7 protein-coding genes are annotated in these 13,249 nt (G+C 47.6%); 4 read left to right on the top strand and 3 right to left on the bottom strand.

Annotation, left to right across the window (positions count from 1 at the left end; translation table 11 throughout):
• Nucleotides 1-394: 394 nt before the first annotated feature.
• Complete coding sequence (locus QUA71_RS19275; protein ID WP_333287401.1) at nt 395-6,322, top strand: CHAT domain-containing protein; 5,928 nt, start codon at nt 395-397, stop codon at nt 6,320-6,322.
• A 110-nt stretch (nt 6,323-6,432) separates the two neighbouring features.
• On the opposite strand, the gene QUA71_RS19270 is transcribed toward QUA71_RS19275, so the two are convergent.
• On the bottom strand, nt 6,433-6,831 hold the full coding sequence (locus QUA71_RS19270; protein ID WP_190736061.1) for an alr0857 family protein: 399 nt from the start codon (nt 6,829-6,831) through the stop codon (nt 6,433-6,435).
• A 261-nt stretch (nt 6,832-7,092) separates the two neighbouring features.
• Complete coding sequence (locus QUA71_RS19265; protein WP_190660760.1) at nt 7,093-7,608, bottom strand: HNH endonuclease; 516 nt, start codon at nt 7,606-7,608, stop codon at nt 7,093-7,095.
• A 567-nt stretch (nt 7,609-8,175) separates the two neighbouring features.
• On the opposite strand from QUA71_RS19265, the gene QUA71_RS19260 reads away from it, so the two are divergent.
• Both QUA71_RS19260 and QUA71_RS19255 read left to right on the top strand, forming a co-directional pair.
• Nucleotides 8,176-8,511, top strand: coding sequence for a ribbon-helix-helix domain-containing protein (locus tag QUA71_RS19260; RefSeq protein WP_039886507.1), 336 nt, complete (start codon nt 8,176-8,178; stop codon nt 8,509-8,511).
• A gap of 513 nt (nt 8,512-9,024) precedes the next feature.
• Entirely contained in the window at nt 9,025-10,356 is a 1,332-nt protein-coding gene (locus QUA71_RS19255; protein ID WP_333287458.1) for a D-alanyl-D-alanine carboxypeptidase, read from the top strand.
• Nucleotides 10,357-10,497: 141 nt separating this feature from the next.
• Here the strand turns inward: QUA71_RS19255 and QUA71_RS19250 are convergent, their stop codons facing one another.
• The gene (locus tag QUA71_RS19250) at nt 10,498-11,604 is read right to left on the bottom strand and encodes an N-acetylmuramoyl-L-alanine amidase-like domain-containing protein (protein ID WP_333287399.1); all 1,107 of its coding nucleotides are present in this window, start codon (nt 11,602-11,604) and stop codon (nt 10,498-10,500) included.
• Between the two features lie 179 nt (nt 11,605-11,783).
• Between QUA71_RS19250 and QUA71_RS19245 the strand changes: the two genes are divergently transcribed.
• Complete coding sequence (locus QUA71_RS19245) at nt 11,784-13,061, top strand: serine hydrolase (protein ID WP_333287397.1); 1,278 nt, start codon at nt 11,784-11,786, stop codon at nt 13,059-13,061.
• Nucleotides 13,062-13,249 lie beyond the last annotated feature (188 nt).

The raw sequence follows: 13,249 nt of genomic DNA, 5'->3' as shown, positions 1-13,249 counted from the left end.
GTTGGTATTACACCCAGGTAGCAGTCCCTTGAGAAAAATCAGCTCGCTTTACAAACGACAGTCAGCCAGTCAAAAGATAATAACATCGACGAGCAAACGCCCCGCCGCCGATTCAAGTTACTGCCCTTAACGTCTTTTCCTCATCTTTGAGGCAGCCAATTACAGACAAAGATTATGAAAAATGATAGAGTTTGTCCTTAACATAAATAATTTTTTCTGACAACTAACGCCCAGCCCATCTTAATTTTGATGACCTCGGTAAAAACAAGAGCCAACGCTAAGCAGATTTGCCTATCCAAAAAGAAACTATAGCTTTTGGCTTTTACGGATTCGATAGAGAAAGGTTCAGTTGACCCCCCCTCTCCCAATTCTTAACTCTCCCAAAAAAACAATTATGCTGCCAGATAAATACCGAAAAGTGCATCGCTGTCTCCCTCTGGTGATGGGAGTTGTATTCGCTACTACCTACAGCATCCCCATCAGCGGCCAACCCAGGATTCCCACACCATCGCAGTCACCCACAACAGAAAAACCAAGCGCATCAGGAACGCAGCAACCCGTGCAAGCATTTGGCGGGCAACTCGCCATGTTTCTGGGGCATGAGGAGACGATATACAGTGCAGTATTTAGCCCCGATGGTCGGCAAATTCTTACCGCTAGTCAAGATCAAACCGCCCGCTTGTGGGATATCAAAGGTAATCTCCTGACTGTGTTCCGGGGGCATGAGGGACAAGTCTTCGCAGCCGTATTTAGTCCGGATGGTCGCCAAATTCTCACCACCAGTGAAGATACAACCGCTCGGCTGTGGGATACTTCTGGCAATCTCCTAACCGAGTTTCGGGGGTCTGATGATGAGTCTATTTTTAGAAGTAGAAGTGCCGTATTTAGCCCCGATGGTAGCCAAATCCTCACCGTTAATATTTTTTCGGATAAAGCTGGCATGTCGGAGAAACTCCGTTTGTGGGATACCAAAGGCAATCTCAAAGCAGAGTTCCAGATCAAAAGTGACGTATCAGGAAGCTTGCTAAAAGCCGTATTTAGCCCCGATGGTCGCCAAATACTCACCCTTAGTTGGGATGGAACCGCCCGGTTGTGGGATATCAAAGGCAATCTTCTCAAAGAATTCCAGGCGCATACGACTCATGCCCTCAGTGAATTCCAGACGTATAAGCAGGTAGCCCTCAGTGCAGTATTTAGTCCCGATGGCCGGCAAATTCTCACCGCCAGCGAGGATAAAACTGTCCGCCTGTGGGATACCAACGGTAATCTCCTAACCGAGTTCCAAGGGCATGAAAGTTATGTCGAAAGTGCAATATTTAGCCCCGATGGTAGCCAAATCCTCACCGCTAGTCGAGATAAAACCGCCCGCCTGTGGGATATCAAAGGCAATCTCCTGACTGTGTTTGGGAAGCCTGGAGATTCCGACTGGAGTTCTCCCGCGAGTTTTATCGCGAGTTTAGCAGGATTTAGCCCCGAACTCACTCTCCTGCTTAGGCAGTATGGAGATACTGTAGCAGGATTTAGCCCCGATGGTCGCCAAATCCTTACCAGTAGTAGGGATGGAACCCCTCAAATTTGGGATACCCAAGGCAATCTGCTAACCGAGTTGCGGGGGCATAACAATAGCGTGGGGGCAGTATTTAGCCCGGATGGTCGCCATATCCTGACAAGTGGTGATGAAACCGCCCGCCTGTGGGACGTTTCAGCCGCGATTGCTGCCCAATCCGAGCAAATAGCTGCCAGGGAAACCTTTCAGAAAGGCGTGTCCAAAAATAACGCTCAACTGGCAATATTTGGAGGACACAATAGTTCTGTCACCAGTGCCGTATTTAGTCCCGATGGCAGGCAAATCCTCACCGCTAGTTTAGATAAAAAAGCGCGTCTGTGGGATACGAAAGGCAATCTCTTAACCGAGTTCCAGGGGCATGAGAAGGGTGTTAGCACAGCAATATTTAGCCCCGATGGTCGCCAAATCCTCACCACTGGTTATGATGGAACCACCCGTTTGTGGGATACCAAAGGCAACGCGCTCGCTGTATTGCGGGGGGTTGGTGAGGCTGTCATCAGCGCCGTATTTAGCCCCGATGGTAGCCAAATCCTCCCCCGCGATTTAGCTGATCCCATCAGCCTGTGGGATACCAAAGGCAACCTCCTCGTTCAGTTCTCGGTGCCTAAGACAATGGGAGTGGAGTTGGCGGGGTTGAAAGTCTATAGTGCGGTATTCAGTCCTGATGGCAGCCAAATCCTCACAATCAGTGGGCATAAAACCGCCCGCTTATGGGATACCAAAGGCAATCTCCTCGCCGAGTTCCCACTGGAACACGGGCACGCAGTCAACAGTGCAGTATTTACTCCCGATGGTAGCCAAATCCTCACCACTGGTTGGGATAACACAGTCCGCCTGTGGGATATCAAAGGCAATCTCCTAGTTGTGTTCCGGGGGCATAAGATGCGGATCGCAACAGCCATATTTAGCCCCGACGGTCGCCAAATCCTCACCGCTAGTATGGATAAAACCGTCCGCCTGTGGGATATCAAAGGCAATGTATTGGCAGAGTTTCTGGGGAATGAGAATTTATTCACCAGTGCCGTATTTAGTCCCGACGGTCGGCAAATTCTTACTTCTGTTTCTGGAACTGCACTAGTTTGGGATACCAAAGGCAATGTCCTGGCTGTGTTCCGAGGGCATGAAACAGGTATCACAAGTGCCGTATTTAGCCCCAATGGTAGTCAAATCCTCACCGCCAGTGGAGATGGCACCGCCCGTCTGTGGGATGTATCAGTAGCAATTGCTGCCCAAGCCCAGCAAATGGCAGCGCTGCCAACTTTTCGGGAAAGCGTATCTAAAAATAACGCTCAACTAGCAGAGTTACAGCACGACGATAAGTATGGAGTCAAGCATAGAGTCGAGCGTGCCGTATTTAGCCCGGATGGTCGCCAAATTCTCACCACCGCGGGTCCAAACGCCCGCCTGTGGCATACCAAAGGCAATCTCTTAGCCCAGTTGCCAAGGGATCAGTATCTCAACAGTGCAGAATTTAGCCCCGATGGTCGCCAAATACTCACCCTTAGTTGGGATGGAACCGTTCGCCTGTGGGATAACAAAGGCAATCTCCTCCAAGAATTCCAGGGGCATACGGGTACTGTCCTCAGTGGAGTATTTAGTCCCGATGGCAGGCAGATCCTCACCGCCAGCCAGGATAAAACTGCCCGCCTGTGGGATACCAACGGTAATCTCCTAACCGAGTTTCTGGGGCATGAGGAGACGATATACAGTGCAGTATTTAGCCCCGATGGTCGGCAAATTCTTACCGCTAGTCAAGATCAAACCGCCCGCTTGTGGGATATCAAAGGTAATCTCCTGACTGTGTTCCGGGGGCATGAGAAATTAGTCTTCGCAGCCGTATTTAGTCCGGATGGTCGCCAAATTCTCACCACCAGTGAGGATAAAACCGCCCGGCTGTGGGATACCAAAGGCAATCTCCTGGCCGAGTTTCCGGGCAGGAAGGATGTAAATGTAACCTCGATTACGCACTCCAGGGCAGTATTTAGCCCCGAGGGTAGTCAAATCCTCACTGCCGGTGGCGATGGAACCGTTCGCCTGTGGGATACCAAAGGTAATCTCAAAGCCGAATTCCAGGGGCATAATTCGAGAGTCAACAGTACCGTATTTAGTCCCGATGGCCGACAAATCATTACTTCTGGTGTTGATAAAACCGTCCGTCTGTGGGATACCAAAGGTAATCTTTTAGCGATATTCCGGGGACATGAGGAAGAGGTCAACAGTGCAGAATTTAGCCCCGATGGTCGCCAAATCCTCACTGCTAGTGACGATAGAACTGCTCGCCTGTGGGACTTATCAGTTGGAATAAAAGTTTCTGCTGCTGAAGTAGCCTCTATCAAAGGAGCTCAACTTTCTAGCCAAGGTAGTGTCGAATCCTTACAACTCGCACTTCAAAAATTAGAAGAAGCACTTGCACTCTATCGTGCAGATAGAAACTACGCCCAAGCCGCACTAACTCTTTTATTAATGGGTGAAATTTACGCCAATTTCGGACAATTTCAATCTGCCCTAGACTCCTACAACCAAGCATTACCCTTATCGCAACAAGCCGGTGCCAAAGCCGAAGAAGCCGCTATCCTCAACAGTTTTGGTGAACTCTACACCTATTTAGCTGACCCTAAAAACGCGCTGGATTACTATAACCAAGCCTTGCCCCTGTTTTATCAATTAGAATACCAAGGGGCAGTCGCCAACACCCTCAACAACATTGGTGATATTCACGCTGCTACAGGAAACTGGAAAAAGGCCCTAGACTCCTACAACAAAGCCCTGGTAATCTCTCGACCCGCAGGTAATTTAGCCGCCGAAGCTACTGCCTTAGCTGGCATTGGTAGCACCTACATCGCTTCAAAAGAATGGTCAACGGCCTTGAATGCCTACAACCAAGCCCTAAAAATCTCCCGACACTTAAACGACAAAGTAAAAGAAACCACAGTCCTCAATCAAATGGGGAAAATACAAGCTGCTTTAGGTCAGAATTCTACCGCACTTGAAAACTATAACCAAGCTTTATCTCTATCCCAACAACTCGGTTACAAAACAGAAGAAGCGCACATCCTCTACAATCTTGCCATCTTAAACCGCCAACAAAATAACCTCGCCGCCGCCAAAACACCAATCGAAACCGCCATTAATATTATTGAAAACCTCCGCACCCAAATCGCTAGCCAAGAACTGCGCCAGTCTTACTTTGCCCGCAACCAAGATTATTATCAGTTTTACATCGATTTGTTGATGCAACTGCACCGGAAAAATCCAGATCAAGGGTACGACGCACAAGCCTTTCATGCTAGCGAACGTGCCCGTGCCCGCAGTCTGCTTGAACTCCTCAGTGAAGCCAGCGCAAATATTCGCCAAGGAGTTGACCCGCAACTGCTAGCACAAGAACAAAATTTGCAACAACAACTCAGCGATTTTCAGACTCGCAAATACCAAATTGTCAGCGCTCAATCTACGCAAGAAGCTCGGGATGAAATTCAACAAAAAATCGACACAGTTCTCAAGGAACTCGCTCAAATAGAAGCTAAAATTCGCGCCAGTAGTCCTCGTTACGCTGCTCTCAAATATCCCGAACCTCTCAACTTGCAACAAATTCAACAACAGGTAATCGATGACAAAACGCTACTTTTAGAATATTCTTTGGGTGAGGAGCGCAGTTATTTGTGGGCGGTGACAAAAACTTCTTTCACCAGTTACGAACTTCCTTCTCGCACCGAGATTGAAGCTACGGCTAAGAATTTCCGCGATACTTTAACCAAAGAGACCACGAGAACCTCTCCTCAAATGGTTGCCGAATCTGCTGCACTTCTGAGCCAAATGATTCTCGCTCCGGTTGCTTCTGAGTTGGGCAACAAGCGCTTGCTAATTGTTGCGGATGGCGCTTTGCAATACATCCCTTTTGGCGCCCTTACTCTGGAAAAATCTGAAGCGCCGCTAATAGTTAAGCATGAAGTTGTTAATCTGCCTTCTGCCTCAACTCTGGCTATTCTGCGACGGGATATGGCGACTCGTCAACCGGCTCCAAAGACGATCGCCTTGTTTGCAGATCCAGTTTTTAGCCCCGACGATGAACGGCTCAAAGGCACGAGTACATCGCCGGTAACGAAGAATCAAACTGTTGAAAGTCTGCCCTTGGAAGCGCAACAATTACAGAGATCTGCATCAGAGGCAGAAATTTATTGGACTCGCTTACCTTTCTCGCGAAGTGAAGCTGAGCAAATCCTGGCTTTGGTTCCCGATGATTTGGAAAAACAAGCGTTTGACTTTACTGCTAATCGTACCACGGCAACCAATCCCGATTTATCTCAATATCGCATTGTTCATTTCGCGACGCACGGATTTGCTAATAGCAGACATCCAGAATTATCGGGATTGGTACTTTCTTTGGTTGATGAGAAAGGCTCTTTACAAAATGGCTACTTGCGACTGAATGATATTTTCAATCTCAATTTACCGGCCGAATTGGTGGTGCTGAGCGCGTGTCAGACGGGTTTGGGAAAAGACATTAAAGGAGAAGGGTTGGTGGGTTTGACGAGGGGGTTTATGTATGCGGGGGCGCCGCGTGTGGTGGTTTCTTTGTGGAGTGTTGACGATCAAGTAACTTCTGAGCTGATGACACGATTTTACAAAAAAATGCTCCAAGATAAATTGGCGCCTGCTGCGGCACTGCGATCGGCGCAAATCGAAGTGCTACAGCTTCCAAAATGGCAATCTCCTTATTATTGGGCTGCTTTTGGGCTGCAAGGAGAATGGAATTGAGTGCGCCACTGACGATCGGCAGAAGGGGAAAAAGTGGGGGAGTCCGATATGAAGAAAATATTTTCTTCTTGCTTCTTCCCTTTTCCCTCTTCCTTGTTCAACATCCAATATTAATCGCCGACTTCCCCAACAACCTCCGCAGCAGCCTGAGTTTCGAGCCAGAGTTTCAGCAGCAAGAACTCGACCCGATCGCCCAAAACAGTCGCAAACACGCCGTCAGCCCCCTCAGACGCGCCAGAAATCCACGTACCGCGCAGTGTCACTTCTACAAAGTCAGCATCAGCAACACAAAGCTCGATCGCATCGTTGTCGTTTCGGCGGGCCTCAGATTCCAACAGAGGCAGCGCCGGCAAATTCGCGGGCAGCAAAAATGCCGCAGTGCTCGGTTCGACGCTGATGCTTTGACCAACTCGCATAGCCAGCACAACTCGCAGCGCCACTAACTGTTCGGGAGATTGAGCCAAACGCTCCAGGTTAAAGCCCGTTTCAGTGTAAGTCAACTTCAGCATATTGACAGCCCTAAATTTGGAATTGAAAGTTTAAAATTGAAAATCGGGAATTGGGAATTGGGAATTGGGCATAGGGCATTGGGCATCGGCCAAATAGGGAATTGGGAATTGAGCATCGGGCATTGGATAGGTCGGAATGAAAAGTTTGCTATTGCGACCTAAAATCCTTTTCAATTACAGGACTGAATTAGCTATTAACTATTAGCTATTACCAATTACCAATTACCAATTACCAATTCCCCATGCCCCATGCCCTATTCCCTATTCCCCTATTTGATATTCGTGCCAAAACAGTTCGGCAAAAGCAACAGTGGGGTGTATGGGGGCCTTCGGCTTAGTTCGCAGAGACATTCCAGCTTCTATGGGAGTTCGATCGCCCTTACGAGAGTTGCACCGTTCGCAAGCAGTCACCACGTTGTCCCAAGTATGCGGGCCGCCCTTCGATCGAGGCATCACGTGATCCAGCGTCAAATGTCGGTTGCTACCGCAGTATTGGCAAGAATGAGCGTCGCGGCGCAGAACTTCCCGGCGATTGACCGGGGGCACTTTCCACAGGCGTTCCCTGTTACCAAAAGTCAAGCGGATTTGTTCGGGTACGTGGATGCTGGTGCTGGGCGATCGTACCAGCCAGCCGTTGCCGATGCTAAAATCCAGAGGTTCAGCCTTGCCTGTTACCAACAGTACGATCGCCCGTTTGATGTTGACACGGCTCATCGGTAGGTAATTCTGAGAAAACACCACCACAGATTGCCTCAATACATCAGTTACTACGGTCACGGCTTGCTCCTCCTCGTCAATTTTGGATTTTAGATTTTGGATTGTGAATTTTGAATTTTGGGTGCTTCGTCAGCATTGGCTACATCTGGTTTTTTGCCAGTTCCCCAAGCGGATCGAATTTCTCAAATATCCAATCAAATGCCCCCGCTTCTCTTACTTAGAAGCGGGGGCTAGAAAAACTGCTAAAGGCAAATTTTCATCCTGTCTTGGTACAGTCGTTTAGCTGTACCTCCCGCTTCGCGTATCTCGATATGGCTGTGCCACTTGCAGACCGTCTCGGTCTATCTCGTTGTAATTAATTTCTGCAATTTGTCCTAATCCACTATAACCGTGTTTATTTAGGCCCAAGCCCGCCCACGAGGTCGCTGCGACACTCGCAAAACCCGTCCTAAAGACGTGCCGTAACGACTCGGAGCGACCCCTGGGGCGATCGCACTTCAGTTGATAGGTGGAGTAGGTCGGGAGAAATTTCACTGTAGGCAGAAGGTGGTTAAGAGGCTTTCAATCTAGCTGTAAACATACTACACTGATATTACACATATGTCCACCCGTCACGGAGAAAAAATTATGCATACCCTACCTAGAACCTCAACCACCGAAATGGAAGTCACCAGCATTCGACTCGAAAGAGAGCTCAAAGAGAGACTTAAAGAGCTCGCAGGCAATCAAGGCTATCAAGCTTTGATTCGAGATTTGCTCTGGAATTACGTGCAGCAGAAGTCTGGAGAGTATCGGCAGATGTTTTCTCGATCGGATATTCGAGCCAGCATTAATGCCACAGCACAGCAGGAGGAACGCTGCGCGCTTACAGGAGAGTTGATTCGACCGGGCGGGCCGATGTTATTAGGCCTGACGATGCACGGCGAAATGGTGCCGCTGAGTATAGGGAGTATGGCTGGATAAACCAGTTTATCGAAAATTTGTGAGAGCGATCGGCCTGGGGTGAAGGCCCCAGGCGCTGAAGATCATACTATTTTAGATTTTAGATTTTAGATTTTAGATTTTAGAATTGGCAATGACTTATAAGATAAGGGTTGGGAGCTTGCCTAGAGTTGCATTGCTTTTGGGAACTGGTATAACAATACTTCAAACATTTTTTGATTACCAACCGTAGAATAAGGGTTTCAAGGCTCCAAGGCAATCGAGCTACCAACGAAAATTCAGGGTTTCAGATTACGAACTAAAAACAGTCCGGGCTATTGGTATAAAATCCCGCAGTATTTAAACAATATTTATTTAACCAACCCCGAAGACGCGAACAGCGCGAAGAAAGATGGAGAAGAAGATAGCTAATGTTAGCAGTTCGCAATTCTGGTAACCCAGCTCCGGATGCTCCAAAACGCGCGGGCTAGTGCTAAAATTTCCATCGGGCGTGCCGAACAGACGATCGTACATTTGATGAAAAAAATTAAAGTAATGCTGAAAAACCGCTACTTGACCGCTGCGAGTTCGATCGCCCTTCTCACAATTATTGCCGGATGCGCCGCTACTGAATCACCTCAACTTGCATCTCCCTCTCCTGTAGCTGAATCTTCCCCGCCGCCAGTTAAACCAAGTCAGCCTCAGCCCTTAATAGTCTCTGCTAAGAATCCCGAAACCCCCACGAATACCAAAATCCAGCAATATCTCAACGGGTTGGCAGCCCAAGGTTTTGCCAAAGAAGACCAAGGGATCTGGATGCAATCGGGCAATACTTTGCTAGCCAATCATCAAGGTACAGTTCCTCTGTCGGCCGCTTCTATTACCAAAGTAGCAACATCTCTGGTAGCACTGCAAAAATTCGGGCCGGAACATGAATTTATTACCTTAATTGGTACAACTGGAAAAATTGAAAACGGCGTATTAAAAGGCGATTTAATTGTACAGGGAAACGCCGATCCGTTGTTTGTTTGGGAAGAGGCGATCGCCCTCGGTAACGCCTTAAATCAAAAAGGGATCAAGCGAGTAACTGGCAATTTGATAATTGTTGATAAGTTTTACATGAATTTTGAACTTGATCCCCTCAAATCGGGAGAATTGCTCAAACAAGGATTGAACAGTGAAATCTGGCCCAGCGAAGCCGCCGCCCAGTATCAAACACTACCTCCAAATACGCTAAAACCCCAAATAGCAATTGAGGGTACTGTAAAAGTTTTGTCAGCACCTCCCAATGACGTGCAGCCTGTAGTCAAACATTATTCTTTGCCCCTTGCCGAACTGATCAAAAAAATGAATCAGTACAGCAACAATCTCATGGCAGATATGCTAGCTGATACTGTCGGCGGCGCCAAAACAGTCGCGCAAAAAGCAGCAGCAGCAACCGGAGTTCCTCCCGCAGAAATTCAACTCGTCAACGGTTCGGGATTGAGCGAAGAAAATCTCATTTCTCCCCGGGCTGCTTGTGCGTTATTTATAGCTTTAGAACGCTATCTTCAACCTTACAGAATGACAGTTGCTGATGTCTTAACTGTTGTTGGAAAAGATCAAGGAATACTGGCAGAACGGGCGCTTCCCCAATTAGCAGTGGTCAAATCTGGCACGTTGGATAATGTTAGCGCTTTGGGCGGAGCCCTACCCACTCAAAAACAAGAAACAGTGTGGTTTGTGATTATGAATCGCGGGGCCAATGTCGAGACATTTCGCACTCAGCAAGAGGTTTTGCTGAAAAGCTTTTTGAATGAGTGGGGAAGTGTTCAAGTTTCGCCGCCCGAATTAACGCCAAATCCTGCTAGAAGTAGTAAGGTATCTCGCAGCGAAATTGTTCAATAAGCTGTTGTGCATTTAAATTTTATATTCCAGGCGCCTCGCGTCTCCACCCCACAAGAGAGTTTGTAGGGTGTGTCAGCACAGAAATTTTCAATTTTTAGCTAAAATAATGCAAGCTGATACACCCTAGGAGTACAAACCAATTTAATTAGGGCTTTTCGCCCTAGCTACCACAATGCCGATCGCACTTTCGACTCTCCTAATATATCTGTGCAAGTCGTAAGCAACTGTCACCTCCCCAGCAGGCGAAGCGTGAATTAAACCAATATTGCCGTCAGCACTGCGGTAGACTAAACCCGTGTGGGTGACATCCAATCCTTTAACATCCGTGGCTACCGCTACAATATCCCCTGGTTTTAACTGAGAATAAACACTTTTTATCCGATTTGTCGGGATGTAATTAACAGTAGTTTTGGCTAAGTCTGCTTCTTGGCTGACTATGCACTGATAAGTTGCTTCGTCTTTGACCATTTGCGGGTAACTGCTGCGGTGCTGGCTCATGAAATTTAGTGTTTTATTCATGGGAACGCCACCTAATTCAGCGGTGATATTTTCCACAGTTTGCCGTTTTTGATTGTCGTTAATCCAGTCGGAAAAATAGTGCAATCTGCTGCAATAACCGTTCATTTTACCGTTTAAGTACCGCTGTTCTTCTATGCGAGTGACAAAATTTTGATAGTCGTAATCTTGTACTGCTACGCCCCTGGCGATCGCCAAAACAGTTTCTACAAATAAAACGCAATCAAATTTATTCAAAGTTACGAGCAACTTTTCTTCGCCGGATTCGTCCAGCAAACCTGCGGCGTAGGGCAATCCTTGGAAATTATCGGCGATCGCCTGGACGATTTCTCCGATCGAGCGATCGTGCAAATTTTGTTGTTTTGCATACTGTACAACCTTTTCAAAACGTGCTATGTCTTCAGGTTGTGCAGCCGTTTCTCTCTCCGTATTATTTGAGTCCGATCGTCTCGCCAGCACCTTCAGCAATTCGGAATAGGAAATTTCCGCTAAATTGTTGAAGTCCCAAAATATACTCGGAAAACTGGAAACAGTTTGCTTGTTTGTTACTTCCAGATTTTCGCTTTCTCCCGTCAAGGAAAACGTTACATCCGCGCCCTGTCCTGCTGTTTGTGGCTCAACAACATATCCCGTAGCAGAGTGAGACTGAAATGCCCAAACATCAGGTATCAAAGAATTATTCACGCCGACGATCGCAAATCCCAAAACAGCCAGACTCCAAAAATTTCTCATGTTTTTCAAAGGATTTTGCTTCAACTCAGTGCTATCCTGAAAATTTTACAATTACTAGAAGTCTCAATCAGCCTAGTAGACAGATAAAATTGGCAACAGCGGACTAGATCGATAGACTTGTCATTTAGATGCCGCCCTATTATAAACTGATCGTGCGAGTTTGATAGCACAAAACTGTAATGCAAGTAGAACGCCGACGCCGCCCACGCCCAATTCCCCCCCGACGCCCAATCGAGCCCCTAGGCCCAATCGGGCCACGACGCCAAAGAAGCCAGCCTCCTGTCCAATCCCGGCGCCGAGTCAGGACGAAATTTTCTCGCTTAAAATACCGTAACATCCTGTGCTTAATTGCGGGGGCGATGGCGATCGGTTGGATTGTCACAATACCGTTCAGAATTCGCCGTCCCCCAGAACCGCCAGTCATCTTGGCTCAACAGGCTGTCTCGCCTCAAGAAACACTCTCGCCTCCGACAATTGAACCCTCGGAAAATTTAGCCGCTCGTCAAAGCGAGCCTACCTTTAGCTACAACATCAAAACACCTCCCAATCCCGTTTATTCTCAAGAATTGCAAGGGATTGTTGATGAAGCTGTGAAAATTGCGACCAGCAAAGGACTACCCGCAGAACCCCTATCAATTACCTTATTTGATGTCAGCAATGCCAAAGCTCACACCTTTGCCGGATATCAAAATCAAACTCTCCGATTTCCCGCTAGCGTTGCCAAGTTATTTTGGATGGCAGCCTTTTACTCAGCCCTAGAAAAAGGCATCATTACGCAAAGAGAATCTGCCTTTACGAACGACCTAGAACAAATGATTCGCGTCTCCAACAACGATGCAGCCAGCAGGATTTTAGACAAAATCACAGATACAAAATCCGGGGGACGGCTCGCAGGAGAAGAATTGCAAACCTGGCTGAAAAAGCGCAATCAAATTAACAGTTTTTTCCAGTCAGCAGGATACAATGATATTCGTATAACCACCAAAAATTATCCCATACACTATTTAAAACAAGAAGGTCCAATCGGTCGCGACTTGCAATTGCGGGGCGATCCTTCCCAGCCGATTCGCAATCAAGTAACTACCGACCAAGCCGCCAGATTAATATATGAAATCTATACTAGGCAAGCGGTTTCCAGCGTCGCCAGCCGCAAAATGGCTTACTTGCTGACGAGAGACTTAGACCCCAAGGCATGGAAAAATGACCCCAGCAACTCCATACAAGGATTTCTAGGCGAATCTTTACCAACTAATATTTATTTTGGTTCCAAAGTGGGCTATACTTCCAAATCCCGCAGCGAAGCGGCATTTGTCAGAACTTTAGACGATCGCGCGATTTATATCTTAGTTGTTTTCGCAGACGATCCGGCTTATGCCAAGGACGAAACAGCATTTCCGGCAATTTCCCGATACGTTTTCGATCGGCTAAATGCTCGCGGGCCCAGCAGTTTGCCGTGAGAGCGAGTAGGGCGGGTTCACTCTTTTTGTATGAGGACTTACGCAAAACAACGTGTTTGGGCCAAAAATCCGCACTGGCGAGCAAAGAAACCGATTTCTCTATCGCAAATCTGGCATTGCACAGTTGTGGTATGCTATCGATAGCACGCCTGCAAGGAACAAACATATTTCAGCTAGTAATAGGCACA

Source organism: Microcoleus sp. MON1_C5 (assembly GCF_036701875.1).
GTDB lineage: Bacteria > Cyanobacteriota > Cyanobacteriia > Cyanobacteriales > Microcoleaceae > Microcoleus.
This window is presented reverse-complemented; position numbering and strand designations above follow the sequence as displayed.